Here is a 26,066-nt window from a genome sequence, read left to right on the forward strand (position 1 = left end):
TCAGGCCGCGCGGACCGATTCCAGGAACTGCGCGACCTCGACCTTGAGGCGAGTACTGTCGGTCGCCAGCGACTTCGCCGCCGACAGCACTTGCGTCGAAGCCGAGCCGGTCTCGATCGCACCGCGCTGCACGTCGGTGATGTTCATCGAGACCTCCTGCGTGCCGAGCGAGGCTTGCTGCACGTTGCGCGAGATCTCCTGCGTGGCCGCACCCTGCTCCTCGATGGCGGCGGCGATCGCGGAGGACACCTCCGACAGCCGCTCGATGGTGCCGCCGATTTCCTGGATCGCACTGACCGATTCCTGCGTCGCCGTCTGGATGCCCGCGACCTGCGCGCCGATCTCGCCCGTCGCCTTCGCGGTCTGCTCGGCCAGCGCCTTGACCTCGGAGGCGACGACGGCGAAACCGCGGCCGGCGTCGCCGGCGCGCGCCGCCTCGATGGTTGCGTTCAGCGCCAGCAGATTGGTCTGGCCCGCGATGGTGTTGATGAGTTCGACCACGTCGCCGATGCGGGAGGCTGCCTGCGATAGCTCGTTGACGCGTGCATTGGTCCGCGCCGCCTGGTCGACCGCTTCCGCGGCCATGCGCGCCGAATCCTGCACGCGGCGGCTGATCTCGGTGACGGAGGACGACAGCTCCTCGGAAGCCGAGGCGACCGACTGCACATTGGTCGACGCTTCCTCGGAGGCCGCGGCGACCGCCGTCGCCAGCTCCTGACCGCGCTGCGCGGTGTTGGTCAACGTCGTTGCGGACGCCTCGAGCTCGGTCGAGGCCGAGGAGACGGTGCCGACGACTTCGCCGATCATCGCCTCGAACTTGCGGGTGATGGCATCGACGCGGCGGCCGCGTTCGATCTTGGCCTCGGCGTCGCGCGCGGCGGCCTCGTCGGCGGCTTTCTTGGCGATCAGCGCTTCCTTGAAGATCTGGAGCGCATCCGCCATCGAACCGATCTCGGTCTTCTCGCCGCGGTGCGGCACGTCGGCCGAGAGGTCGCCCTCGCCGAGCGACTGCATCGGCTTGATGATGGACGCAATGCCCCGCGACACGTCACGCACGAGATAATAGGCCGCGCCGATCGCGATCGCCACCGAGGCAATGATGATGCCGACCAGCACACGGAAGATCGTGGCGTAGCTGTCAGCCGCCTGCTTGGTCTCGATCTCGGCTCCGCGGTTGTTGAGCTCGATGCCCTTCTGCAGCAACGGATCGGCAGCCTGGGCCATCTTCGCGACCTTGGTCTGCAGCATCTCGTTGGCCTCGGCCGGGAATTTGCCGGGACTCTTGCGAGACAGTGCCATCACGTCCTGCACGCCATTCAGATATTCGGCCCACGCCTTGGTCCATTGCCCATAGAGCGAGCGTTCCTCGTCGGCGGTGATCAACGGCTCGTACACCTTGCGGGTCTGGTCGATGCGCGCCTGCAGCGAGGCGAGGCGCTTCTCGGCCGCCTCCTTGCCCTCGGCGGTGTCCTGCATCAGGTGCAGACGAAGCGCGACGCGCAGCTCGTTGACGTCGGCCCGGATCGAGCCGAGCGCACGGACGCTCGGCAGCCAGCTCTGCGCGATCTCGACGGTGTGGGAGTTGATGTTCTGCATGGTCCCGATCGCCACGACGCCGACGCCGGCGAGCGAGAGCACGAGGACCGACAACACGGTGAGAAGCTTGAAGACGATCGACAACTTCGACATCACGACAAATCCCGATGATAAACGCGCAAGTCACCCGCGCCGCACCCGTCGCTACCGACGGCGGGGCGGTGGTCATTCCAACAATGCTGGCTGGTTCTTATCCGATAAGATTGCGCCCATAGTTGCAAACAGGCGTTAACAAGAACCTAGGGGAACTACTGATTTGCCGATTCTCGACACTTTAACTCCCTGCAATCATTTGTTGCAGTCTCGGAGGTATCGCGCAGCAGCACCACACCCCGGCACTGCGTCAAACGCAGCGCGTTATTCGCGTGAGGCGATCTACGCCGTCAGGCCGCCCGCACCGAATCCAGGAAGCGCGCGACCTCGCTCTTCAGCCGGTTGCTTTCTTGCGACAGCGATTGCGCCGCCGAATGGACCTGCGCCGATGCAGCGCCGGTCTCGCCCGCACCACGCTGGACCTCGCCGATATTGGCTGACACGTCCGAGGTGCCCTGCGCGGCATGCTGGATGTTGCGGGAGATCTCCTGCGTGGCGGCGCCCTGCTCCTCGACAGCCGCAGCGATGGTCGAGGAGATTTCCGACATCCGCGCGATGGTGTCGCCGATCTCCCTGATTGCACCGACGGAGTCCTGCGTCGCGGCCTGGATCGCGCCGATGTGCTGGCCGATTTCGCCGGTTGCTTTCGCGGTCTGCTCGGCCAGCGCCTTCACCTCGCTCGCCACCACGGCAAAGCCCCGACCCGCCTCACCGGCCCGCGCCGCCTCGATCGTGGCGTTGAGCGCCAGCAGATTGGTCTGGCCGGCAATGGTGTTGATCAGATCGACCACGTCACCAATGCGCCCGGCAGCCTTGGTAAGCTCGCCGACGCGTGCATTGGTGCGCTGCGCTTGCTCGACAGCGACGTCGGCAACGCGTGCCGATTCCTGCACCTGACGGCTGATCTCGGAGATCGACGATGTCATCTCCTCGCTCGCGGACGACACCGACTGCACATTCGCGGACGCTTCCTCCGAAGCCGACGCCACCGAGGTGGCGAGCCCGTTGGAGCGCTCCGCGGCGCGCGTCAGCGTATTGGAGGAGGCTTCGAGCTCGGTTGCTGCCGATGAGACGGTCTCGATGATTTCGCCGACCGCGCCTTCGAAATCATCGGCGAGCCGCTTCATGTCCGCCTTGCGCTGCGCACGCCGTCGTGTGTCGGCTTCCGCCTGCTCGGCGCGCAGCCGCTCGGCCTCCGTCATGTTGGCTCGGAACACCTCGACCGCACCGGCCATCTCGCCGATCTCGTCCTTGCGTCCGATGCCGGGTACGGCAATCGAGAGCTCGCCGCGCGCAAGCCGCGTCATCGCGTCGACCATGCCGGACAGCGCCTTCGAGATCGAGCGTCCGAGCAGGAAGCCGACCACGGCGAGCACCGCGACGGTGACGAGGAACGCGATCATCATCCAGAACCGGACGGCATCGCGGGTCGCCGCTTCGGCGGCATCGGCCCGCTTGTAGAGGCCCTCGACCGTGGTCCCCACCTCCTGCATCCCCGGCTCGAGGTCGCGGAAGGTCTTCATCATGCTGGCATCCAGGGCCGCACTCTGTTGTGCGGTCTCGGCCCAAGCCGCGAACTCGGCCAGGTATTTCTGGAGCTTGGCCGTGATGTCGTTCATCACCACCGTAGGAACAGCGACGACCTCGATCGCCTTGGAGAACTCAACCGCGGCCTTCTTCACCTCGGCGATGTATTTTGGGTCACGCCGCAGCATGAAGTCCTTCTCGTGCCGGCGCATCATCAGCATCCAGCTCGTCGTCCTGGGATCGTCGATCTCCTTCAGCTTGGCCTCGACGTCGTGCACCGCGGCGCGGAGCGAGCCGGACAGGCCGAGCGTCTCGCTCAGTCCGAGCCTGGTTTCGGCAGCGACCAGCGCGTTGAAATCCGCGGTGTAGCGCCTGAAGCCCTCCTGGGCCTGCTTCGTCTTCTCGGACAGGGTGCCCATACCGCCTGTCGACATCAGCCGTTCGACCTCGTCGAAATCGCGGTTGATCGGGCCGACCAGCTCGGCATGCGCCTTGGCATAGCTCTCGTTGCGGCGCTGCTGGAAATTCTTCTCGTTGCGGCGGGCCTCCAGCATCTCGATCGAGAGCTGCTTGTTAAGGTCGGCGATCGTGCGAGCCCGGTTTGCGACATCGCGGGAGGCGTCCTGGGAGAGGCTGCCGATCTCATAGATCGCGCCGAAGGCGACCAGTCCGACGAGACCCAAAAGTCCGATCGCCATGACTTTGTGGGTCAGGCGAATGGGAAGACCGCTCATGGACGAGCTCCAAAGTGCTTGTAAAAAATGGCGAGGTGAGAGCGAATCGTGCCAGGAAATTGGCCAGATCATGCCCGCATCGCTTTTCTGGAAAGTTAACCGAGCGGGCCATTCGTCTTGAAACTGCAACAAAAAAGCGAACGACCGCATGGCATGCGATGCATTCGTCCAAGGCAGGTAAATTGCACGCGCAGGTTTGCGCAGAACGTCACTCGGTCGAGCGGCGCAGCTCGAGCGGACCTTCGTTCTTCGCCGGTTCGGACTTCAGTTCCGATTTCACCGGCTCGATCCGGCTGCTCTCGACCCGCGGAGTCTCGACGCGCGCGGCGACCTCGGTGCTCGATGCGTTGACCGAACCGGTCTGCTCCGGCGCGCGCAGCGAGCGCGGCCGTGCAACGGCGCGTGCCATCAGCATCTGATTGCCGCCCTGGTGGTGGAAGTCGCAATAGGCGAAGCCCATGCCCGAGACCGAGCCGCGGAAGCTGCGGTCGTCGGTCTTTTCGAGGTTAAAACAGGGCTCGAACGGAATGCCCTTGATCGACGCACACACGTTCTGGCCGCGGATCTGGAGCGTGTTGCCGGGCAGGCGGAGATGTTTCACCGGGCCTGAGCCCGAGAACTGCACCGCGCCCGCGGCGCCGAGATCGTCGAGGATGCGGCCTGCACCGCGGGTGCCGTCGAAACAGGTGAACGCGAACACCTTGCCGGCGACGAAGCGGCGCGCCTCATCCGCGTTCATACTCCCGGCCAAGGCAATGGCCGGCGCAAACGTCACGACTGCCGTGACAGCCCCCAACACAATACGCGCAAGCATGCTCAACTCCGAACTAACCCCCGCAGCGGGCGATGCCTTATCTCTTTACCCGCTGCTTACCATACTAACCATGGCGACATTGAAGCAGCTTGGTTGGTAAAGTCTGAACGCCGTTAGACAATTTTTACCACGATGCGACCGCGGACCTGGCCGGCCAGGATTTTCGCGCCCCATTCCGGAACTTGGTCGAGCGGAATTTCTGTAGTGATTTCAGATAGTTTCGTTCGATCAAGATCGGAGGCCAGGCGCTGCCAGGCGGCTTTCCGGGGGTCGATCGGGCACATCACGGAATCGATGCCGAGAAGGCACACCCCGCGCAAAATGAAGGGTGCGACAGAAGACGGCAGGTCCATGCCGGCAGCAAGACCGCAGGCTGCGATGGCGCCGCCGTACCTGGTCATCGACAGCAGATTCGCGAGCGTGTTCGAGCCGACGCTGTCGACGCCGCCCGCCCAGCGCTCCTTGGCCAGGGGCTTCGCCGGTGCCGACAATTCATTGCGGTCGATCACCTCGGCAGCGCCGAGGCTCTTCAGGTAATCGGCCTCCGTGGCGCGGCCGGTCGAGGCGATGACGTGATAGCCGACCCGGGACAGCACGGCGATCGCGACCGAGCCGACGCCGCCGGCTGCGCCCGTGACCACCACCGGGCCGCTCTTCGGCGAGACACCGTGCTTCTCGAGCGCGAGCACGGAGAGCATCGCAGTGAAGCCCGCGGTGCCGATCGCCATGGCATCGCGCGCCGACAGGCCCTGCGGAAGGGCGACCAGCCAGTCGCCCTTCACCCGCGCCTTCTCGGCATAGGCGCCGAGATGGGTCTCGCCCATGCCCCAGCCGGTGCAGACGACCTTGTCGCCCGCTTTCCATGCGGGATCCGATGAAGCTTCGACCGTGCCGGCGAAGTCGATGCCGGCGATCATCGGGAAGCGGCGCACCACCGGCGCCTTGCCTGTCAGCGCGAGGCCGTCCTTGTAGTTCAGCGTCGACCATTCCACGCGGACGGTGACGTCGCCGTCCATCAGCTCGGCTTCGTCGAACTGGGTGAGCGCGGCAGTGGTGCCCTTGTCGGCCTTGTCGATCCGGATCGCCTTGAAACTGGCCACAGCAAACTCCCTGACTTGTTTGACCGGGATGTTTAGCCGATCAGGCAGGCTGCGCAACCGCTCGTGCGACCGGCTTCTCCACGATCGGAAGATTGATCAGCGCCGAGAGCACGCCGAACAGGATCGAGAGCCACCAGATCGGCGTGTAGGAACCGTACTTTTCGAACACGATGCCGCCGAGCCAGACGCCGAGGAAGCCGCCGACCTGATGGCTGACAAAGGCGAAGCCATAGAGCGTGGCGAGCCAGCGCGTGCCGAACATCAGCGCCACCAGCGCCGAGGTCGGTGGAACCGTCGACAGCCAGGTCAGGCCGGAGACCGCGCCGAACGCGATCGCCGAGAACGGCGTGATCGGGAACGAGATGAAGGCGAGCGTTGCGAGCGCACGGGTGAAATAGATCACCGAGAGGATATAGCGCTTCGGCAGCGAATTCTGGAGATAGCCGACGCTGAGCGAGCCCATGATGTTGAACAGGCCGATCGCCGCGATCACCCAGCCGCCGGTTTGCGTCGAGATGCCGCGGTCGACCAGGAACGCCGGCAGATGCACGGTGATGAAGGCGAGCTGGAAGCCGCAGGTGAAGAAGCCGAGCACCAGCAGCACGTAGGAGCGATGGCCGAAGGCCTCTGCAAGCGCCTTGGTGATGGTCTGCTCATCCGCTGGGGTCGTGCCGGTGTTGCCTGCGACAGGCGGCGTCGAGATTGCGAGCGCCAGCGGGATGATCAGCAGCATCAGGAAGCCGAATACGGTAAGCGCCTGCTGCCACCCGAAATTGTCGATCAGCGCGACACCGATCGGCGCAAACAGGAACTGGCCGAGCGAGCCCGCCGCAGTGCCGGCGCCGAGCGCAAGGCCACGCTTCTCGGCCGGCAGCAGTTTTGTGAACGCCGACAGCACCAGATTGAACGAGCAGCCGGCGAGACCGAAGCCGACCATCACGCCAGCGCCGATGTTGAGCGACATCGGCGTCGAGGAATAGCGCATCAGCAGAAGGCCGCCGGCATAGAGCAGTGCGCCAACGCACATTACGCGGAACAGGCCGAAGCGATCGGCAACGGCGCCCGCGATCGGCTGGCCCAATCCCCACAGCAAATTCTGGAAGGCGATGGCGAGGCCGAACACGTCGCGGCCCCAGGCGAATTCGTGGCTCATCGGCTGGACGAAGAAGCCCAGCGCCGAGCGCGGACCGAAGCCCAGCATGCCGATCGCGCAGCCGCAGAGGATGATGACGGCCGGCGTGCGCCAGTTGGAAGAGCGTGAGGTCGAACCGAGCTCGCCCGCGTGTGTCGACATGGTCTTCCTCCTCGGCCATTGGCGGATCTGCAAATCGGCGTCGCCAGTCAGCCGTTTAATGCAAATGCATGAAAAGCCCAAGTCGAAAGTAATTGCGTTCCACGTGGGGCTGGTGCCGGAGCATTGCGTTTCGTCACGGCCTTGCCGGGCGCGATGAGACTGGACTTGACGAGAATGTGTGCGGCGAGGCCTAGCGGCTCCCAGATTGGCGTGTTATCCTCGATCTACTCAGATTGAGTATATGTAAGCCTTGGCAAAGCCCACCGGCCCTCTCGGCCGGATTTCTCAGGCTCCATATATACTCTTAGTGAGCATAATTAACGTACACGGGAGGCTTCGATGCCGATCACTGGAATTTACGGCCCCGACGATTTTGCCAATCGGCCGCCGGGCCAAGCCACCTCCGCCCCGCTCGCGCCGTCGCGAGCCGGCCCCACGTTGCCGAGGCCCTCGCTCGAATGGACGAGCGAGATCGAACGCGCCACCGCGCCGATCTACGAGCGCGTCAAGCATGTCATCCCGCCGATCGAATGGCCGCTGATGGCACCGACGATTCACGCGATCAATCAACTGAAGCGCGCGCGCAACGCCGTGATCCTCGCCCACAACTACCAGGCGCCTGAGATCTTTCACGGTGTCGCCGACATCGGCGGCGATTCGCTTCAGCTCGCGGTCGAGGCCACCAAGGTGAAGGCCGATGTCATCGTCCAGTGCGGCGTGCACTTCATGGCGGAAACGTCAAAGCTGCTCAATCCGGACAAGACGGTGCTGATCCCGGACTCCCGCGCCGGCTGCTCGCTCGCCGCCAGCATCACCGGCGCCGACGTGCGCCTGCTCCGCGAAAAATTTCCCGGTGTGCCCGTGGTTGCCTATGTCAACACGTCAGCCGAGGTGAAGGCCGAGGTCGATATCTGCTGCACCTCGTCGAACGCGGTGCAGGTGGTGGAGAGCCTGAACGCGCCAGGCGTGATCTTCCTGCCCGATCGTTATCTCGCGACCTATGTCGCCTCGAAGACCGACGTGAAGATTATCGCCTGGAAGGGCGCCTGCGAGGTGCATGAACGCTTCACCGGCGACGAGCTGCGCGCCTTCCGCGACGCCGATCCCTCCGTGCAGATCATCGCGCACCCCGAATGCCCGCCGGACGTGCTGGCGGAGGCGGATTTCACCGGTTCGACCGCGCACATGATCAACTGGGTGCGCGAGCGACGGCCGAAGCGGCTGGTGATGATCACGGAATGCTCGATGGCCGACAATGTCCGCGCCGAGCTGCCCGACGTGGAGATGCTGCGGCCCTGCAATCTCTGCCCGCACATGAAGCGCATCACGCTGTCCAACATTCTGGAGAGCCTGCTGACCCTCGGCGAGGAAGTGACGATCGATCCGGCGCTCGCGCAGCGCGCGCGGCGATCGGTCGAGCGGATGATCAACTTGAAGAACTGAAGGCGTGACATGACCAACATCCACAACCTCACCCGCACCACCGACGATGTCGTCATCGTCGGCGGTGGCCTCGCCGGACTGTTCTGCGCGTTGAAGCTGGCGCCGCGACCGGTGACGCTGATCTCGGCCGCGCCGCTCGGACAGGGGGCGTCATCCGCATGGGCGCAAGGCGGCATCGCGGCCGCTATGGCCGAGGGCGACAGTCCCGAGGCGCATGCCGCTGATACCATCGCGGTCGGCGGCGGCATCGTCGATGAGGCGGTCGCGCTCGGCATCGCGCGCGAGGCCGCGCCGCGGATTCACGATTTGCTCGCTTATGGCGTGCCGTTCGATCGCGATCTGGAAGGCCGGCTTGCCGTGGGACGGGAAGCTGCGCATTCGGCGCGGCGGATCGTCCACGTCCGTGGCGACGGCGCGGGTGCCGCGATCATCGCGGCGCTGAGCGAGGCGGTGCGCCGCACGCCGTCGATCCGCCTGATCGAAGGCTTCGTCGCCGAAGCACTGCTCACCGAGGACGGCGCCGCCGCCGGGCTGCAGTTGCGCGAGGCCGGCAATTTTGCTGCGAGGCCCGTGATGATCGCTTCGCGCGCGATCGTGCTGGCGACCGGCGGCATCGGCCATCTCTATGCCGTCACCACCAATCCGACTGAAGCCAATGGATCGGGCCTTGCGATCGCAGCGCGCGTCGGCGCTGTGATCGCCGATCCCGAATTCGTGCAGTTCCATCCGACCGCTATCATGGTCGGCCGCGATCCGGCGCCGCTTGCGACCGAGGCGCTGCGCGGTGAAGGCGCGACGCTGATCAACGGCCAGGGCAAGCGCTTCATGCTTGCCCTTCACCCGCTCGCCGAGCTCGCTCCGCGCGACATCGTGGCCCGCGGCGTGTTCGCCGAGATCGCGGGCGGACGCGGCGCCTTCCTCGATGCGCGCGAAGCACTGGGCGCACGCTTCGCCGACAAATTCCCGACGGTGCATGCAAGCTGCATCGCCGCCGGCATCGATCCGGCGACGCAAGCCATCCCGATCGCGCCGGCCGTGCATTATCACATGGGCGGCATCGCGGTGGACGCGCGCGGCCGCAGCTCGATCGACGGGCTGTGGGCCGGGGGAGAAGTGTCGTCCACCGGTGCGCATGGTGCCAATCGACTTGCCTCGAATTCGCTGCTGGAGGCCGTGGTCTACGCCGCGCGCATCGCCGACGATATCGCCGGCCAGGCAATCCCCTCACCCGCCCGCCTCCCCGATGGGCTGCTGGTAACTCCACGAGGCGGTGCACCGGATGCAGCCAGCGTGAAGCAGTTGCGCACGATGATGAGTACGCATGTCGGCGTGATCCGCGAGCGCGACGGACTTGCGGACGCCGTGCGCAGTTTTGCTGCGCTCGAGCACAATGCCACGAGCATCGCTGTCCGCAACATGGCGACAGCGGCCCTGCTCGTAGCCGCCGCGGCCTGGAGCCGGTGCGAGAGCCGCGGCGCGCATTTCCGCTCTGACCATCCTGCGGAGGTGCCCGCGCTGGCGCAGAGAACGATGACCACACTGGCCGCGGTGCGAGAGGTCGCGGACGGCCTCACCGCGCATTCATCGCCGCGCATCGCGCAATCCATGATCGCCTGACGGAGTATGTCATGATCACCCCGACCTCCCTGCTCTATCCCGATGCCTTCCTCTCTCCGCTCGCCATCGACGAGGCCGTGTATCGCGCGCTCGACGAGGACCTTGGCCGCGCCGGCGACGTCACCTCGCTCGCGACGATCCCGGAAGCGACCAAAGCGCGGGCCATCCTCGTCGCGCGGCAAGCCGGCGTCATCTCCGGTCTGCCGCTCGCGCTGGCGACACTGCAAAAGCTCTCGCCGGACCTCGAGGTGCGCGCGCATGTCCGTGACGCCGCGCGCGTTGCCCGCGGGCAGCAGGTCCTGACGATCTCCGGCCCGGCCCGCGCCATTCTCACGGCGGAGCGGACCGCGCTGAACTTCGTCGGTCGGCTGTCCGGCGTCGCCACGCTCACGGCCGACTATGTCGCGCGCACCGAGGGCACCAGGATGCGCATCTGCTGCACGCGAAAGACCACGCCGGGATTGCGGGCGCTGGAGAAATACGCCGTGCGTTGCGGCGGCGGCTTCAACCACCGCTTCGGCCTCGACGATGCGATCCTGATCAAGGACAATCACATCGCGGTCGCCGGCGGCATCCGCCCCGGGCTGGAGCGCGCCCGCGCCCATGCCGGCCATCTCGTCAAGATCGAGATCGAGGTGGATACGCTCGCACAGCTCCGCGAGGTGCTCGACACCGGCCTTGCCGAGGCCGTGCTGCTCGACAACATGGACATCGCGACGTTGCGCGAGGCCGTGCGGATGAGCGAGGGCCGGGTCGCGCTGGAGGCGTCGGGTGGCGTCACATTGGACTCGATCGCGGCAATCGCGGCGACGGGCGTCGACTACGCTTCGTCCGGCGCGTTGACGCATTCGGCACCGAATTTCGACTGCGCGCTGGATATCGAGATGTGAGGTGGTCTGCGTCATGGCCGGGCTTGTCCCGGCCATCCACGGCTCGCCACACGTTGCGAAGAACGTGGATGCCCGGGACAAGCCCGGGCATGACGAACTTCTACCTTCGCTCGACCACGCCCATCTCGGCGGAGCTCCTGGCTTCCTGGGCGAGCTCGGCCGAGAGCGCGGCGGTTTGTGCTGGCGTGCCCCAGCTCGGCTCCTCGCTGCCGTCACCCCAGTTGCGCGGCCGGTAGAAGGTGTGCACGCCGAATTTGTACATCTTCTTCATCTCGGCGACCCAGGACGGACGCACCCAGTAGGCGTGGTAGTGCGTCGACTTGCCGACCTCGGGCAGCCAGATCTGGCCGTCGAGCATCGCCTTCGATATCCTCTTGGCGCGCTCCCACATCTCGGGCTCGCGGATCACGTCGGGATTGTTGTCGCAGGCAAAGGTGAACTGGCAGGCGAAGTGGCGGTACTTGTTCTGATAGACCACGCCGCAGACGGTGTCCGGATATTTGCCGGAGAACACGCGGTTCATCACCACTTGCGCGACCGCGATCTGGCCGCGCACGGCCTCGCCGCGGGATTCGAAATAGACGGCCTCAGCGAGACACTTCTCAGACTTCGCGCGTGACTTGTCGTCAAGCGCCAGCCGCTCGGCCGGCGATTTGGCGCGCTGGTTGTCGGCGTTGACCTCGCCCTTCGGCGCGACGCTCTCGCCGCTCTCGATCGCGTTTCCGACGTCCTCGTTCGGCGGCGACAGCGAGGCCAGCTTCATGTCGGGGTCGGGTGTCACGATCAGCGGCTCGGCGCCGGGCTGCCAGCTCTCGATGCTCTCGACATTGCCGCCAAGCGAGGAGCTGCCGAAGAACAGGTTCGAGGTCTTGACGCTGAAGGGATCGCGCGGCGGGGCGGCGATCGTCGCCTGCTTCAGTGCGGCGAGCGGCTCCGCCGCAAAAGAGAGCGCGTTGTCGCCGGCCTTTGGCGGATTGGCATATTGCGGCAACGGCGGCGCGCGCATCGCCTCCTGAAGTTCGGGATCGAGCGCTGCCGCTGACTCAGGCGACATCGCTTGCGGCTGCGCGGCAGGCAGCTCGGCCGTCTTGGCACCAAACACCGAGCTATTCGAGGTCGCGGGATTTTCCTGGGCGGGAGCCGCGGGCGGCGCTGCCATCTCGGGCGTCGGGGCCGGCGCCACGGTGGCGAGACGGTCGCCCTTCAGAGCGCGATCGACCTTGGGGAAATCGGAGGCCTGGTAACGCGTCGGCGCCTGGAACACGGGATTGCGCGTGACGGCGCCGGTGACGTCCCGACCATCGAGGCTCGCGAGGCGAACCATGGCGCTCTGTGGAACCGACGTTCCGATCGGACGCGAGAAACTGTAGGTGGCCAGCTGAATGGACGAGGCTGCAGAGAACACCTGCTTCTGCCAACGCTCGGCGACGCCGGGCTGACGCGCCAGCAACGAGCCTATGTCCTGATAGCCGGTCTCTCTCGGCACCAATGCGAAGATGCAGAGACCGATTCCGAAGGATGCGAACCGCGCACCCTTCGGATGGTTACGCAACACTGACATCGATACGCTCACGCTACGCTTACACTAGAGAGATCGAGCCGCAGTACTTCCGTGCAATTCGATCTTTATCGTGAGTATCTAATTTAGGTTGCCGGGGCGTTAATCGGCGTTGCGCCCGAAGCACACACAAGCGATGTCAGGTGTTTGCACGCGGCGATGCTGCGTGTTGGTAAATGCGGCCCCACTTGAAACGGTAAACATCCGGTCAACGCGAATGGTGAAGGAACTCTTGCACACGCGTATCAATACGGGACGCACCAAGTTCCATCCTCCGTTATTGCGAGGAGCGAAGCGACGAAGCAATCCAGACTGTCACCGCGGAGGGATTCTGGATTGCTTCGCTGCGCTCGCAATGACGGGTTGCGAGAGTGCCGTCTCAAATGAAAAGAGGCGGTGGTTTTGCCCCGCCTCTTCGCATTCAACATCTCAACGCTTCGTCTTACGCCTGGCTCGCAACCACCTTGCCAAGCGCAGCCTGCGCCGCCGCAAGCCGCGCAATCGGCACGCGGTAGGGCGAGCAGGAGACGTAGTCGAGGCCGACATTGTGGCAGAAGGCGACGGAGGCCGGGTCGCCGCCGTGTTCGCCGCAGATGCCCATCTTGAGCTTCGGGCGCGCTTTGCGGCCGCGCGCGACGCCGATCTTGACGAGCTCGCCGACCCCTTCCTGGTCGAGCGAGATGAAGGGATCGATCGAGAGGATGCCCTTCGTCACGTAGGGACCGAGGAAGCTCGCGGCGTCGTCGCGGCTGATGCCGTAGGTCGTCTGCGTGAGGTCGTTGGTGCCGAACGAGAAGAACTCGGCGCTCTCGGCGATCTGCTCCGCGAGCAGGCAGGCGCGCGGCAGCTCGATCATGGTGCCGACCTGATAGGTGAGCTTGGTGTTGGTGTCGCGCATCACGGCTTTCGCGGTCGAGTCGATGCGCGCCTTGACGAGATCGAGCTCGGCCTTCGTCGCGATCAAGGGCACCATCACCTCGAGGCCGACGGCCTTGCCGGTCCGCTTCTCGGCCTCGACCGCAGCCTCGAAGATCGCCCGCGCCTGCATCTCGGCGATCTCGGGGTACGCGATCGCGATACGGCAACCGCGGAAGCCGAGCATCGGATTGAACTCCGAGAGCTCGCGCGCACGGTCGGCAAGACGCCGCGGATCGGTGTTCATGGCGCGCGCCACTTCCTCGACCTCGGCATGGGTGTGCGGCAGGAACTCGTGCAGCGGCGGGTCGAGGAGACGGATCGTGACGGGCAACCCCTTCATGATCTCGAACAGCTCGACGAAGTCGGCGCGCTGCATCGGCAACAGCTTCGCAAGCGCGGCACGGCGCGACTGCTCGTCTTCGGAGAGGATCATCTCGCGCACCGTGCGGATGCGCGTCTCCTCGAAGAACATGTGCTCGGTGCGGCAGAGGCCGATGCCTTCCGCGCCGAACTTGATCGCGGTACGGGCGTCATCCGGCGTATCGCCGTTGACGCGGACGCCGATCTTGCGGACCTGGTCGGCCCAGTTCATCAGCGTGCCGAACTCGCCGGAAAGCTCCGGCTCGATCATCGGCATCCGGCCGGCCAGCACCTGGCCGAGCGAGCCGTCGATGGTGATGACATCACCGGCCTTGAAGGTGCGCGAACCGATGCTCATGGTGCCGCGGCCGTAATCGACCCGGATGGTACCGCAGCCGGAGACGCAAGGCTTGCCCATGCCGCGCGCGACCACGGCGGCGTGCGAGGTCATGCCGCCCCGGGTGGTCAAGATGCCTTCGGCGGCGTGCATGCCGTGGATGTCCTCGGGGCTGGTCTCGATGCGGACCAGGATGACCTTGCGTCCGTCGCCCTGGAGCTTGGCCGCTTCGTCCGAGGAGAACACGATCTCGCCGGAGGCCGCACCGGGCGAGGCCGGCAGGCCGGTCGCGATCACGTCGCGCTTGGCGTTGGGATCGATGGTCGGATGCAGGAGCTGGTCGAGCGAGGCGGGATCGATCCGCATCACCGCTTCCTTCTTGGTGATCAGGCCCTCATTGGCGAGCTCGACCGCGATCCGGAGCGCAGCCTTGGCCGTGCGCTTGCCGCCGCGGGTCTGCAGCATCCACAGCTTGCCCTGCTCGACCGTGAACTCCATGTCCTGCATGTCGCGGTAGTGCTTCTCGAGCAGCGTGTAGATACGCGTCAGCTCCTTGAAGGCCTCCGGCATCGCCGCTTCCATCGACGCCTTGTCGGAACCGGATTCCTTGCGCGCTTCCTCGGTGATGTCCTGCGGCGTGCGGATGCCCGCCACCACGTCCTCGCCCTGCGCGTTGATCAGGAACTCGCCGTACAGCTTGCTCTCGCCGGTCGAGGGGTTGCGGGTGAACGCAACGCCGGTCGCCGAGGTCTCGCCCATGTTGCCGAACACCATGGCCTGCACGTTGACCGCGGTGCCCCAGTCAGCGGGAATGTCGTGCAGCTTGCGGTAGGTCACCGCGCGCGCGTTCATCCAGGATGAAAACACCGCGCCGACCGCGCCCCAGAGCTGGTCATGCGGATCCTGCGGGAAATCCTTACCGGTTTCGCGCGCGACGGCGTCCTTGTACTTGCCGACCAGGTCGACCCAGTCCTCGGCGGTGAGGTCGGTGTCGAGCGTGTAGCCCTGGCTGTCCTTGAAGGTGTCGAGGATTTCCTCGAAATGATGATGCTCGAAACCGAGCACCACGTCGGAATACATGGTGATGAAGCGGCGATAGCTGTCATAGGCGAAGCGGCGGTCGCCCGACAGTTCCGACAGCGCTTCCACGGTTTCGTCGTTGAGGCCGAGATTGAGCACGGTGTCCATCATGCCCGGCATCGAGGCGCGCGCACCGGATCGCACGGAAACGAGCAGCGGGTTCTTGGTGTCGCCGAACACCTTGCCGGTCAACTTGCCGACATAGTCCAGCGCCTTCTCAACCTGCGACTGCAGCTCCTTCGGATAGGATTTGTCGTGGGCATAAAAATAGGTGCAGACCGAGGTCGGGATGGTGAAGCCCGGAGGCACCGGCAGGCCGAGATTGGCCATCTCGGCGAGGTTGGCGCCCTTGCCGCCGAGCAGGTCGCGCATCTCCGAGCGGCCCTCGGCCTTGCCGTCGCCGAACGTGAAGACCCATTTGTTGGCCGAAAACTTGGCCGGTGCGCTCTTGGCCGGAGCAGCCTTCGCAGCGACCTTCGGTGCAGCCGGCTTGGTCGCAGCCTTCGCGACGGGCTTGGCCGCCGGCTTCGACACCGGCCTGGCCGTGGCCTTCGCTGCAGGCTTGGCCGCCTTGGCGACGGGCTTCGGGGCGCTCTTCACGGCGCTCTTCGGGAGCACCTTGCGGGCCGCCGACGCGGCTTTCGCCTTGGCGGAGGGCTTTGATTTCGCTGCAGTTTTATTAGGCTTCGAGGCGGCTTTGGCCATAGCTTGCACACAACCTGCGAGAGGGACGGGAGCGCGCGGGCCTTACACCATTTTGGGCGGGTCCGCGCAAGTCGAAGAGTTCCGGAAAATGAAGGCCTAGAGATGGAGCCACTTCAACAAACCGAGCCCGATCGCACCATTGATGATGAGAAAGATCGCCACGATCAGGTTGAGAAGCCGCGGCATGATCAGGATGAGCACGCCCGCAAGCAGCGACAGAATCGGCGAGATGTGGGCGATGGTGAGATGCATGAAAAGTCTTCCTGTGCGTTAAGGCGAATCGCGGCGGATCATAGCGGACTGGGTTCCCGCGGGTAGAGACGCGCTAGGGCCCCGCGAGTTCCCGGCTTCGCGAAAACTGCCCGAAATTGCCGCGTATGCGGCAGGGCTTTTTCGGAACATCGCGCGCGACGCAGCATTGGCATCCAGTCGCGCCACTGGCGCCGGCTGAAATCAATTCGAGGAGTTGCCCATGCGGAACAGGATTCTTGCCCTTGCAACGCTCGCGGCCGCGATCGGCTCGCCCGTCGCGGCGCAGGCGCAAACCGGGATCACGGTGGGCCGCGCGCCCGTGGTCGTCGACAGCGGCCCGACCATCGCGGTCGAACAGCGGCCCGCTTTCCGTGACTATGTCGTCGAACAACGTGTGCCCACCTTCAGCATTCCCGATCGCGTGGTCGTCGGCGCCACCTTACCCGAGACCGGCGTCACCTATTATGACGTGCCGCAGCGTTTCGGCGCCACGACCTACCGCTACACCGTCGTGAACGGCGAGACCGTGCTGGTCGAGCCGCGCTCGCGCCGCATCGTTGAGGTGATGGACTAGCGCGTTCAAGCATCAACTGGATGTCCGGCGCGTCACTTCAATCAGGCTGGCGCGAGCAATATAAACGGACATCAGGCCCCGCCCCGGTCTCCCCCCGCCGGGCGGGGCTTTTTTTGCGTCGTCATTCCGGGGCGCGCGAAGCGCGAGCCCGGAATCCATTGCGCCGCGCGTGATGTGGAGACATGGATTCCGGGCTCGCGCCAAGGGGCGCGCCCCGGAATGACAGCATCTACTGTGGCGCGCCTCAATCCTGGATCTTCGAGAAATCCGCCACCGCACGCGTGGCGCTGCGGATCTCGTTGAGCAGCTTCAGGCGGTTCTCCCGCACCTTTGCATCGTCGTCATTGACGCGCACCTTGTCGAAGAACGCATCGACCGGCGGACGCAGCTTTGCCATCGCGGTCATCGCGGCGGCAAAATCCTCCTTGGCGACGGCCGCGCTTGCCTCCGCCTTCACCTCGCCGATCGCCGTGGCCAGCGCCTTTTCCTCATCGAGGCTGTAGAGCGCAGCATCCGGGGCGCCGTCAAAAGTGCGCTTGTCCTTCTTCTCCTCGATGCCAAGGATATTGCTCGCGCGCTTGATGCCGGCGAGCAGGTTCTTACCGTCGTCAGTCTCGAGGAATTTGCCCAGCGCCTCGACGCGGCGGACGATCATCAGCATATCGTCCTGGCCACCGAGCGCGAACACGGCGTCGACGAGATCGTGACGGGCGCCCTGCTCGCGAAGCTGGACTTTCAAGCGGTCGGCGAAGAAAGCGAGCAGATCGTTCGGGAGCTTCTGCGCATCCGCAGGCTTCACCGATAGGCCGGCGAGCGCCGACGCAGCCAGCTTCATCAGCGACAGCCGAAGCGCGTTCTCCGCAATCAGCCTGATCACACCCAGCGCTGCACGACGAAGCGCATACGGATCCTTGCTGCCCGTCGGCTTCTCGTCGATAGCCCAGAACCCAATCAGCGTGTCGATCTTGTCGGCAAGCGCGACCGCGACGCTGACCGGATCGGTCGGCACGCGATCGGCAGGCCCCTGCGGCTTGTAGTGCTCTTCGCAAGCGGCCGCGACGGACGCGTCCTCGTCCTGGGCCAGCGCGTAGTACTTGCCCATCAGGCCCTGCACCTCAGGGAATTCCCCGACGACTTCGGTCAGCAGATCGGCCTTCGCCAGATGCGCGGCGCGCGTGGCCTTGGCGACATCGGCGCCGACCAGCGGCGCAATCTCCGCGGCGAGGCGCTCGATGCGCTTGATGCGCGCTGCCTGGGTGCCGAGCTTCTCGTGGAACACGATCTGCTCGAACTTCGGCAGCCGATCCTCGAGCTTCGTCTTCAGGTCCGTCTCGTAGAAGAACTTCGCATCCGACAGGCGCGGACGGATGACGCGCTCGTTGCCGGCGACGATGACCTTGCCGCCGTCGGTCGCCTCGATATTGGCGGTGAGGACGAATTTGTTGGTCAGCTTCCCGGTCTTGGGATCCTTGACCACGAAGCACTTCTGGTTGTTGCGGATGGTGGCGCGGATCACCTCGTCCGGGATCGCGAGATACTCTTGCTCGAACGATCCCATCATCACGACAGGCCATTCGACGAGGCCCGAGACCTCATCGAGAAGCGCCTGATCCTCGACCAGTTCGAAGCCTTGCGCGAAAGTCAGCTCCTTGGCGTCGGCAAAGATAATGTCCTTGCGTGCCTGCGGATCGAGGATGACCTTTGCAGCCTTCAGCTTCGCTTCGTAGTCCTCGAAGCGGCGCACAGAAATTGCGCTAGGTGCCATGAAGCGGTGGCCGTAAGTGGTTTGGCCAGTCTCGATGCCGTCCACCGAGAACTTTACGACATCGGGCTCTTCGGTCTCTGGCCCGAACGTCGCGGTGATCGCATGCAGCGGACGCACCCAGCTCAACGAGCCCGGTTTGCCGGAGCGCGCGCCCCAGCGCATCGATTTCGGCCAGGGGAAGGTGCGGATGATGACGGGCAGAATCTCGGCGAGCACGTCGATCGCGTCGCGCCCGGCCTTCTCGATCAGCGCGATATAGAAATCGCCCTTGGCGTCGCGCTGGATCTTGGCCTCATCCAGCGACTTCAAACCTGTCGCTTTCAAGAAGCCCTGCACGGCCGCATCGGGTCCGCCGACTTTCGGTCCGCGGCGCTCGGTCTTCAGGTCAGGCTGGCGCGCGGGGATGCCATGCACGGTGAGCGCGAGACGGCGCGGTGTCGCGAAGGCTTTCGCGCCCTCATAGACGAGGCCTTCGGCGACGAGCTTCTCGGTCACCAGGCGGCGCAGATCGTCGGCCGCCTTGGCCTGCATGCGCGCGGGAATTTCTTCCGAGAACAGTTCAAGCAAAAGATCGGGCATCAGGCCGCTCCGCCCGCTTCAGTGTGGATCCAGGCCTCGCCGCAGGCTTTTGCAAGTTCGCGCACGCGAAGAATGTAGCTTTGACGCTCGGTCACCGAGATGACGCCGCGGGCATCGAGCAGGTTGAAGACATGGCTCGCCTTGATGCACTGGTCGTACGCCGGCAGCGCCATCAGATGCGCCTCGCGCTTGCCGTCCTTCCAGCCCGCGTCGAGGTACTTTCGGCAGGCGGCTTCCGCCATCTTGAACTGCTCGAACAGCATCGCGGTGTCGGCGACTTCGAAATTGTGCTTCGAATATTCCCGCTCGGCCTGCAGGAAGACGTCGCCATAGGTGACCTTGGCATCGCCGTCGCGGCCGTTGAAGTTGAGATCGTAGACGCGGTCGACGCCCTGCACATACATCGCGAGGCGCTCGAGCCCGTAGGTGAGCTCGCCCGCGACCGGAGCGCATTCAAAACCCGCGACCTGCTGGAAATAGGTGAACTGGCTGACTTCCATGCCGTCGCACCAGCACTCCCACCCCAGGCCCCAGGCGCCCAGCGTCGGGCTCTCCCAATCGTCCTCGACGAAGCGGATGTCGTGCACGGCAGCATCGATGCCGATCGCGGCGAGCGACTTCAGGTACAGCTCCTGAAGGTTCGGCGGCGACGGCTTCATGATCACCTGGAACTGGTAGTAGTGCTGCATCCGGTTCGGATTCTCGCCGTAGCGACCGTCCTTCGGCCGGCGCGAGGGCTGCACATAGGCGGCGTTCCAGGGCTTTGGCCCAAGCGCGCGCAACGTGGTCGCCGGATGGAAGGTGCCCGCGCCCATCTCCATGTCATAGGGCTGCAGGATCACGCAGCCCTGCTCGGCCCAGAACCGCTGGAGCGCGAGGATAAAACCCTGGAACGAGCGTTCCGGGCGCATATGGGCGGGCAATGAGGCGTCCATCGTCAGATCAGGCTCTCGCGGGGGGTTTTGAATCGCGCGGGACCGTATCGACGGCGGGGGTGGGAATCAAGGCAAAGGGGCCTCTTCTCACCTCTCCCGCTTGCGGGAGAGGTCGGCGCGAAGCGCCGGGTGAGGGTTCTGTCCTCTTGGGGGTTCTCGTATGTGGAGATACCCTCTCCCCAACCCTCCCCCGCAGGCGGGGGAGGGAGCGCACCTTGCGCGCGGAGGGAGCTAACCCGGCCGGTAAGCCCCTGTCACGGGGTCACGCTTCAGCGTCTGGACGGCTCCCATATGGGCGGCCTCGGCGACGCGCGAGAGGCGCATCTCCTCCAGCTCCTGGTTGATCCGGAGTGCGGTCTTGTAGGCCCAGCGGACCACGGCAAGCCCACCCAGCACGCCCGCAAATGCAACGAACGGCGGCATCGGTCGATCCTTGTTCAATGCTCAGCCCCCACGCGCATATTCGCGCAGTCCGGGCTGCGCCGCAATTGGCTCAGTCCGGACCAAATGGCGCGGGAGTGCCTCCACCTAGAACCCGAATTTCGCCCAAATCGCCCGCGCCTCGACTGCCGAGATCACCTCATCCGCCAGTCCGGTCATTGATTCCAGGGCCGAAAGCTGGCCCGCGCCCGGCGATTTCCGCCCCAACAGACCGGACAGCAGGCCGCTCGGCTGCGCGATCACAGGGGTGAGAACCTTCTCGCCGTAGCGGGCACGAAGAGTTGAGCGGATATCGCCGATGCCGTCGGCCAAGCCCAGCGCGATTGAGCTCTCGCCAGCCCAGTATTCGCCGGTGAACAGGGTGTCGTCGGCGCCCTTGAGCCGCGCGCCGCGGCTCTCCTTCACCAGCGCGATGAAGATCTGGTGGATCTCGCGCTGAAGCGCCTTCAGCTTGGCGACGTCGTCGGGATTTTCGGGCAGGAACGGATCGAGCATCGCCTTGTGGGCGCCGGCCGTGTAGAGCCGCCGCTCGATACCGAGCCGCTTGATCGCCTCCTGGAAACCAAAGCTGCCGCCCACCACACCGATCGAGCCGAGGATCGAGGACGGATCGCAAAAGATCTCGTCGCCGGCGCAGGCGATCATGTAGCCGCCGGAGGCCGCGACATCCTCGACGAACACCAGCACGGGCAGCTTCTTCTCCGCCGCAAGCTGCTTGATGCGCAGATAGATCTGGCGCGACTGCACCGGCGAGCCGCCGGGCGAGTTGATCACCAGTGCCACTGCCTTGGCGTTGCGGACCGAAAAGGCCCGCTCCAGCACCCGGGCAACGCCCGCGAGCGACATGCCCGGACGCAGCGGCGTCACCGCGCCGATCACGCCCGACAGCCGCACCACCGGCACGACTGCCGTGCCCGGGCGGAAGCGCGCCGGCAGGTATTGCATGAGCTTGTCGGCCCAGCCGGAATTTTCGCGATCGTTCAATTGTTCGGCCATGCCGTTACCTCTGATTAACCGATTCTTATCACGCGACTGTCATTGAAAGTGCCTGGAACGTGTTTTGCAGAATCCCCGTTGGGAAGCTGCAATAAGGCAGCGGAGGAAGCGACATGAAGATCTATCTGCTGTTGATGCTGATCGGTGCACTTTTCACGGCGATCCGCTTTACGTCCCAGCCGGAACAGCAGTCGGAATCGCTTCCCCAGTAAGCCGTCAAGGCTCTGCCAGCGGCAAGACCGCTCTCCCTTCCAGAATATTCCTCACCTCTTTTTTAGGCACGCCTGACTCATCATTGAGCATGAGGCCCGGCAGCAATCGCAGCGGCGCCCGGCCGCCCTTGACGGCGCGCACCAGCACGCGGATTGCAGGCCTTCCCGCTTCGCCATGAACCGGCAGGACCGACACGCTGCCGAAGCCGCGTGACAGCGCGGCCAAAACGTCCGCGACACCATCCGCGCGCCAGATCAGGGTCAGCACGCCGTTCGATCGAAGGACGCGTCGCGCTGCATGCACCCAGGCATGCAGCGTCTCCTCGGTCGCGACATGCGCAGTGTGACGCGCCTGGTCCGGCGAGCCGCGGTGCCGCGCGAAATCGTTGAAGGGCGGGTTCATCAACACGCAGTCAGCGCTGTCGGGCATGAGCCCATGTGCCGCAAAAGCCTGCGCATCCGCCGTGACGTCGAGCACAATCACCTCCGCGGCAATCGCATTCGCGGCCGCATTGGTGCGCGCGAGCCCGGCCAGTTCCGGATCGATCTCGACGAGGCAGAGATTGACCCCGGCCACGCGCCGGGCCAGCGCCAGCCCGGCCGTGCCGACGCCGGCGCCGAGATCCACCACACGGTCGCCAGCGCGGGCCTCGGTCGCCGCCGCAAGCAGGATGGCATCGTGTCCTGCGCGGTGGCCGGATCGCCTCTGCCTCAGGAGCAATTGCCCGCCGAGAAAGGCGTCCTCGGTAATATCTGTGACGACGTCAATCATCGCCGCGCAGTTCGTGGCTGAGTCCGGCCTCGGTCAGGAGCTGCCGGGCCTCGATGGCATCGTCCTCATGGACCAGTATCCGCCGCGGCAGGACGCCGAGCGAGCCCTCGATGATGCTCATGTTCTGGTCCAGCACCAGATGATGGATATTGGCGCCGTCGAGCAGCGCGCCAATCGCCGACACCAACACGATATCGTTGGTCCGAACCAGTTCACGCAAACGAGCCTCCTGCCTGAAAGGGGTGAGCGGCAAATGTCAATGGTTCCACAGGCCTTGCCGCATCCCCGTCCAGTTTCTATGGTCTTTCCATCAGAATAGCCCCTCCGGGGCAAATATTGGAGACCGGCGTGGCCGTCATCGTACCTTTCGAAACTCCCGGCGCGTCGATCGAAGAGCTGGTTGCCCTTGTCGCTCCCGACATGGAGCGCGTCAACGCCACGATCCTGTCGCGGACCGGGTCGGACGTGACCATGATCCCGGAAGTGGCCAACCATCTGATCTCCTCCGGCGGCAAGCGCCTGCGGCCGATGCTGACGCTCGCCATGGCGAATCTCGCCGGCTACACCGGCGACGGCCACATCAAGCTGGCGGCCTCCGTCGAGTTCATGCACACCGCGACCCTGCTCCACGACGACGTCGTCGACGAGAGCGAGATGCGGCGCGGCAAGCTCTCCGCGCGCATGCTCTGGGGCAATGAGGCCAGCGTGCTGGTCGGCGACTTCCTGCTCGGCCAGGCCTTCCGCATGATGGTCGAGGTCGGCTCGCTGCGCGCGCTCGACATCCTTTCCGCGGCCGCCGCCACCATCGCCGAGGGCGAGGTGATGCAGCTGGCCGCCGCCAAGAACACCGCGACCACCGAGGACGAATATCTCGCCGTGATCCGAGGCAAGACCGCCGAGCTGTTCGCCGCCGCCTGCGAAGTTGGCCCCGTGATCGCCAATCGCCCGAAGGCCGAGCAGACCGCCTGCCGTTCGGTCGGCATGAATCTCGGCATCGCCTTCCAGCTCGTCGACGACGTGCTCGACTATGGCGGCAAAAGCGCAAAGCTCGGCAAGAACACCGGTGACGATTTCCGCGAGGGCAAGATCACACTCCCCGTCGTGCTCGCCTTCCGCCGCGGCAACGACACCGAGCGCGCCTTCTGGATCCGGGCACTCGAGCGCGGCGAGATCGGCGACAGCGATCTCGATCACGCCCTCGGGCTGATGAACAAGCACCGCGCACTCGATGACACAATCAGCCGCGCGCACCACTACGGTGCCATGGCCGTCGACGCGCTGGCGCTGTTCCCGTCCTCGCCGATGAAGAGCGCGCTGGAACAGGTGGTGGCGTTCTGCCTGGCACGGTCGCATTAAGCGAAGGCCTGACGCTCCTCCAGTCGCACTGTTGTTAGCGCCGTCATCCTGAGGCGCGAGCGGCACGATGCAAAGCATCGTGCCGGGAGCCTCGAAGGATGCACGGCCGAGATGCAGCCGGGCCGTTCGCCCTTCGAGGCTCGCTGCGCTCGCGCCTCAGGGTGACGGCGATAGATATACACAGCCCCTCCCTCTCGTGTCCCGGACGCGCTGCGGCGTGAAACGCTGCTGCGCAGAGCCAAGAGGCGTGTGCAGCGTCCGGGGCACGAGCGCCGAGTAACTTGCATTTTGCAAGTCAATGCCCTACCTTCTCATCATGCAGCCCAAATCCGCTTCGATCCTGGAATGCCCGGTCGGCCGTGCCGTGGAGACGGTCGGCGAGTGGTGGAGCATCCTGATCCTGCGGGATGCGTTTCAGGGCTCGACGCGGTTCGACGAATTCGAGCGCAATCTCGGCATCGCGCCGAACATTCTATCGCGGCGTCTCGCCCATCTCGCCAAGACCGGCATGTTCGTCCGCCGCCGCTATCACGAACGGCCGCCGCGTTACGAATATGTGCTGACGGACAAGGCGCGGGATTTTTTCCCCGTGATCGCCACGCTGCTCGCCTGGGGCAACAAGCATCTCGCGCCGAAGGGCAAATCCATCCTGCTGGCGAACCGGGACGATCGCCGCCCGCTCGATCCGGTCGTGGTCGATGCCACCGGTAGGCAGCCGATCACGCTCGCCAATGCGGTGGTGATCGCAGGCCCCGGCGCGAGCCGCCTGATGCGCCGGCGGCTCACTTCGCTCAAAGCCATGAACCCGGCGGTCGCGCCGGTTGGAGACTGACATGCGTCGTATCGTCGTGACGGGAATGGGCGCGGTGTCGCCGCTCGGCTGTGGTGTCGAATTGTCCTGGCGCCGGCTGCTCGCCGGACAGAGCGGATTGCGCCCGCTGCCCCAATGGTCGCAGGCGCTGCCCGCGCGTATCGCCGGTCTCGTCCCAGACAAGGCCGACGACGCAGACGGCGGTTTCGATCCGGCGCAGGCCGCCGCACCAAAAGATCAGCGCAAGATGGACCGCTTCATCCTGTTTGCGCTGCTCGCCACCGCAGAGGCAGTCGCGCAGGCCAAATGGACGCCGCAAGATGCAGCGTCACTGGAGCGGACCGCGACCATCATCGGCTCCGGCGTCGGCGGCTTCCCGGCAATGGCGGAGGCCGTGCGCATCACCGAGCAGCGCGGCCCGCGTCGGCTGTCACCATTCACGATCCCCTCGTTTCTCGCCAATCTCGCCGCCGGCCACGTCTCGATCAAATACGGCTACAAGGGCGCGCTGGGCACGCCGGTCACGGCGTGTGCCGCCGGCGTGCAGGCGATCGGCGATGCCGCGCGCATGATCCGCGCAGACGAAGCCGATGTCGCGATCTGCGGCGGTGCGGAAGCCTGCATCGATATCGTCAGCCTCGGCGGCTTTGCGGCAGCACGCGCGCTGTCGAGCTCCTTCAACGACGAGCCCGCGCGCGCCTCGCGCCCGTTCGATCGCGACCGCGACGGCTTCGTCATGGGCGAAGGCGCCGGCGTTCTGGTGATCGAGGAACTGGAACATGCGCTCGCGCGCGGCGCCACGCCGATCGCCGAGATCGTCGGATATGGCACCACAGCGGATGCCTATCACATGACGTCGGGTCCGCCCGATGGCGACGGCGCCCGCCGCGCGATGGAGATCGCGCTGCGCCAGGCGAACCTTGCGCCGGCGGATTTGCAGCATCTCAACGCGCATGCGACGTCGACGCCGGCCGGCGACGAGAGCGAGCTCGGCGCGATCGCTGCGCTGTTCGGCCGCGACAACGCCATCGCGGTCAGCGCGACCAAATCGGCCACCGGCCATCTGCTCGGTGCCGCCGGCGGCCTGGAGGCGATTTTCACCGTGCTCGCCTTGCGCGACCAGATCGCGCCACCGACGCTCAATTTTGAAAATCCGGACGCAAACGCCGAGGGTATCGACATTGTCGCAGGCAGCGCCCGGCCGATGCCGATGCTCAACGCCATCTCCAACGGCTTTGGCTTCGGCGGGGTGAATGCCAGCGCGATCTTCCGGCGCATGGGCTAAACGACAGGCCTTGCAATCGCGG

21 protein-coding genes are annotated in these 26,066 nt (G+C 65.3%); 7 read left to right on the forward strand and 14 right to left on the reverse strand.

Annotated features, from left to right (window positions below):
* The 5 genes from K3F49_RS15360 to K3F49_RS15380 form a co-directional block, all read right to left on the reverse strand.
* Complete coding sequence (locus K3F49_RS15360; RefSeq protein WP_234681780.1) at window positions 1-1,689, reverse strand: methyl-accepting chemotaxis protein; 1,689 nt, start codon at window positions 1,687-1,689, stop codon at window positions 1-3.
* A 290-nt stretch (window positions 1,690-1,979) separates the two neighbouring features.
* Window positions 1,980-3,950 (reverse strand): methyl-accepting chemotaxis protein, encoded by a 1,971-nt coding sequence (locus K3F49_RS15365; RefSeq protein WP_234681781.1) that lies wholly within the window; start codon window positions 3,948-3,950, stop codon window positions 1,980-1,982.
* A gap of 208 nt (window positions 3,951-4,158) precedes the next feature.
* A complete protein-coding gene (locus tag K3F49_RS15370) occupies window positions 4,159-4,764 on the reverse strand; it encodes a hypothetical protein (protein WP_234681782.1) in 606 nt (201 codons plus the stop codon).
* Window positions 4,765-4,877: 113 nt separating this feature from the next.
* Window positions 4,878-5,864, reverse strand: coding sequence for an acrylyl-CoA reductase (NADPH) (gene acuI / locus K3F49_RS15375; RefSeq protein ID WP_234681783.1), 987 nt, complete (start codon window positions 5,862-5,864; stop codon window positions 4,878-4,880).
* Between the two features lie 40 nt (window positions 5,865-5,904).
* The gene (locus tag K3F49_RS15380) at window positions 5,905-7,158 is read right to left on the reverse strand and encodes an MFS transporter (RefSeq protein ID WP_234681784.1); all 1,254 of its coding nucleotides are present in this window, start codon (window positions 7,156-7,158) and stop codon (window positions 5,905-5,907) included.
* A gap of 339 nt (window positions 7,159-7,497) precedes the next feature.
* Here K3F49_RS15380 and nadA point away from each other — a divergent pair, with 339 nt between their 5' ends.
* Genes nadA through nadC form a run of 3 tightly spaced genes read left to right on the forward strand, consistent with a single transcriptional unit; the run spans window position 7,498 to window position 11,108 of the window.
* Entirely contained in the window at window positions 7,498-8,601 is a 1,104-nt protein-coding gene (gene nadA, locus K3F49_RS15385; protein ID WP_234681785.1) for a quinolinate synthase NadA, read from the forward strand.
* A gap of 9 nt (window positions 8,602-8,610) precedes the next feature.
* Complete coding sequence (locus tag K3F49_RS15390) at window positions 8,611-10,218, forward strand: L-aspartate oxidase (protein WP_234681786.1); 1,608 nt, start codon at window positions 8,611-8,613, stop codon at window positions 10,216-10,218.
* Window positions 10,219-10,229: 11 nt separating this feature from the next.
* Entirely contained in the window at window positions 10,230-11,108 is an 879-nt protein-coding gene (gene nadC, locus K3F49_RS15395; protein ID WP_234681787.1) for a carboxylating nicotinate-nucleotide diphosphorylase, read from the forward strand.
* Window positions 11,109-11,208: 100 nt separating this feature from the next.
* On the opposite strand, the gene K3F49_RS15400 is transcribed toward nadC, so the two are convergent.
* From K3F49_RS15400 to K3F49_RS15410, 3 genes are all read right to left on the reverse strand, one after another.
* The gene (locus K3F49_RS15400) at window positions 11,209-12,669 is read right to left on the reverse strand and encodes a cell wall hydrolase (RefSeq protein WP_234681788.1); all 1,461 of its coding nucleotides are present in this window, start codon (window positions 12,667-12,669) and stop codon (window positions 11,209-11,211) included.
* Window positions 12,670-13,108: 439 nt separating this feature from the next.
* Window positions 13,109-16,066 (reverse strand): pyruvate, phosphate dikinase, encoded by a 2,958-nt coding sequence (ppdK, locus tag K3F49_RS15405; protein ID WP_234681789.1) that lies wholly within the window; start codon window positions 16,064-16,066, stop codon window positions 13,109-13,111.
* 96 nt (window positions 16,067-16,162) lie between these two features.
* Window positions 16,163-16,318 carry a DUF3096 domain-containing protein gene (locus tag K3F49_RS15410; protein ID WP_234681790.1) on the reverse strand — a complete coding sequence of 52 codons (156 nt, stop codon included), beginning with the start codon at window positions 16,316-16,318 and terminating at the stop codon, window positions 16,163-16,165.
* A 220-nt stretch (window positions 16,319-16,538) separates the two neighbouring features.
* Between K3F49_RS15410 and K3F49_RS15415 the strand changes: the two genes are divergently transcribed.
* Window positions 16,539-16,892: a DUF1236 domain-containing protein gene (locus K3F49_RS15415; protein ID WP_234681791.1), complete on the forward strand. Its 354-nt coding sequence runs from the start codon at window positions 16,539-16,541 to the stop codon at window positions 16,890-16,892.
* Between the two features lie 244 nt (window positions 16,893-17,136).
* Here K3F49_RS15415 and glyS read toward each other — a convergent pair whose 3' ends face one another.
* The 6 genes from glyS to K3F49_RS15445 form a co-directional block, all read right to left on the reverse strand.
* Window positions 17,137-19,236, reverse strand: coding sequence for a glycine--tRNA ligase subunit beta (gene glyS / locus K3F49_RS15420; protein ID WP_234681792.1), 2,100 nt, complete (start codon window positions 19,234-19,236; stop codon window positions 17,137-17,139).
* A complete protein-coding gene (locus tag K3F49_RS15425) occupies window positions 19,236-20,171 on the reverse strand; it encodes a glycine--tRNA ligase subunit alpha (protein ID WP_234681793.1) in 936 nt (311 codons plus the stop codon). Before K3F49_RS15425 ends, glyS begins: the two co-directional genes overlap by 1 nt.
* 231 nt (window positions 20,172-20,402) lie before the next feature.
* Window positions 20,403-20,594 carry a hypothetical protein gene (locus tag K3F49_RS15430; protein WP_092227453.1) on the reverse strand — a complete coding sequence of 64 codons (192 nt, stop codon included), beginning with the start codon at window positions 20,592-20,594 and terminating at the stop codon, window positions 20,403-20,405.
* Between the two features lie 105 nt (window positions 20,595-20,699).
* Window positions 20,700-21,608 (reverse strand): S49 family peptidase, encoded by a 909-nt coding sequence (locus K3F49_RS15435; RefSeq protein ID WP_234681794.1) that lies wholly within the window; start codon window positions 21,606-21,608, stop codon window positions 20,700-20,702.
* A gap of 216 nt (window positions 21,609-21,824) precedes the next feature.
* On the reverse strand, window positions 21,825-22,592 hold the full coding sequence (locus K3F49_RS15440) for a tRNA1(Val) (adenine(37)-N6)-methyltransferase (protein ID WP_234681795.1): 768 nt from the start codon (window positions 22,590-22,592) through the stop codon (window positions 21,825-21,827).
* A complete protein-coding gene (locus tag K3F49_RS15445) occupies window positions 22,585-22,812 on the reverse strand; it encodes a putative signal transducing protein (RefSeq protein ID WP_027529147.1) in 228 nt (75 codons plus the stop codon). Before K3F49_RS15445 ends, K3F49_RS15440 begins: the two co-directional genes overlap by 8 nt.
* Before the next feature lie 128 nt (window positions 22,813-22,940).
* Between K3F49_RS15445 and K3F49_RS15450 the strand changes: the two genes are divergently transcribed.
* From K3F49_RS15450 to fabF, 3 genes are all read left to right on the forward strand, one after another.
* Entirely contained in the window at window positions 22,941-23,948 is a 1,008-nt protein-coding gene (locus K3F49_RS15450; RefSeq protein WP_234681796.1) for a polyprenyl synthetase family protein, read from the forward strand.
* Between the two features lie 316 nt (window positions 23,949-24,264).
* Entirely contained in the window at window positions 24,265-24,780 is a 516-nt protein-coding gene (locus K3F49_RS15455) for a winged helix-turn-helix transcriptional regulator (protein WP_234681996.1), read from the forward strand.
* A 1-nt stretch (window position 24,781) separates the two neighbouring features.
* Entirely contained in the window at window positions 24,782-26,044 is a 1,263-nt protein-coding gene (gene fabF / locus K3F49_RS15460) for a beta-ketoacyl-ACP synthase II (protein ID WP_234681797.1), read from the forward strand.
* Window positions 26,045-26,066 lie beyond the last annotated feature (22 nt).

The organism is Bradyrhizobium monzae (assembly GCF_021458635.1).
Classification (GTDB): domain Bacteria; phylum Pseudomonadota; class Alphaproteobacteria; order Rhizobiales; family Xanthobacteraceae; genus Bradyrhizobium.

Bases quoted from the DNA above. Each gene is read 5' to 3' on its own strand.
- K3F49_RS15360 (WP_234681780.1), bottom strand. From the start codon at position 1,689: ATGTCGAAGTTGTCGATCGTCTTCAAGCTTCTCACCGTGTTGTCGGTC.
- K3F49_RS15365 (WP_234681781.1), bottom strand. From the start codon at position 3,950: ATGAGCGGTCTTCCCATTCGCCTGACCCACAAAGTCATGGCGATCGGA.
- K3F49_RS15370 (WP_234681782.1), bottom strand. From the start codon at position 4,764: ATGCTTGCGCGTATTGTGTTGGGGGCTGTCACGGCAGTCGTGACGTTT.
- K3F49_RS15380 (WP_234681784.1), bottom strand. From the start codon at position 7,158: ATGTCGACACACGCGGGCGAGCTCGGTTCGACCTCACGCTCTTCCAAC.
- nadA (WP_234681785.1), top strand. From the start codon at position 7,498: ATGCCGATCACTGGAATTTACGGCCCCGACGATTTTGCCAATCGGCCG.
- K3F49_RS15390 (WP_234681786.1), top strand. From the start codon at position 8,611: ATGACCAACATCCACAACCTCACCCGCACCACCGACGATGTCGTCATC.
- nadC (WP_234681787.1), top strand. From the start codon at position 10,230: ATGATCACCCCGACCTCCCTGCTCTATCCCGATGCCTTCCTCTCTCCG.
- K3F49_RS15400 (WP_234681788.1), bottom strand. From the start codon at position 12,669: ATGTCAGTGTTGCGTAACCATCCGAAGGGTGCGCGGTTCGCATCCTTC.
- ppdK (WP_234681789.1), bottom strand. From the start codon at position 16,066: ATGGCCAAAGCCGCCTCGAAGCCTAATAAAACTGCAGCGAAATCAAAG.
- K3F49_RS15410 (WP_234681790.1), bottom strand. From the start codon at position 16,318: ATGCATCTCACCATCGCCCACATCTCGCCGATTCTGTCGCTGCTTGCG.
- K3F49_RS15415 (WP_234681791.1), top strand. From the start codon at position 16,539: ATGCGGAACAGGATTCTTGCCCTTGCAACGCTCGCGGCCGCGATCGGC.
- glyS (WP_234681792.1), bottom strand. From the start codon at position 19,236: ATGCCCGATCTTTTGCTTGAACTGTTCTCGGAAGAAATTCCCGCGCGC.
- K3F49_RS15425 (WP_234681793.1), bottom strand. From the start codon at position 20,171: ATGGACGCCTCATTGCCCGCCCATATGCGCCCGGAACGCTCGTTCCAG.
- K3F49_RS15430 (WP_092227453.1), bottom strand. From the start codon at position 20,594: ATGCCGCCGTTCGTTGCATTTGCGGGCGTGCTGGGTGGGCTTGCCGTG.
- K3F49_RS15435 (WP_234681794.1), bottom strand. From the start codon at position 21,608: ATGGCCGAACAATTGAACGATCGCGAAAATTCCGGCTGGGCCGACAAG.
- K3F49_RS15440 (WP_234681795.1), bottom strand. From the start codon at position 22,592: ATGATTGACGTCGTCACAGATATTACCGAGGACGCCTTTCTCGGCGGG.
- K3F49_RS15455 (WP_234681996.1), top strand. From the start codon at position 24,265: ATGCAGCCCAAATCCGCTTCGATCCTGGAATGCCCGGTCGGCCGTGCC.
- fabF (WP_234681797.1), top strand. From the start codon at position 24,782: ATGCGTCGTATCGTCGTGACGGGAATGGGCGCGGTGTCGCCGCTCGGC.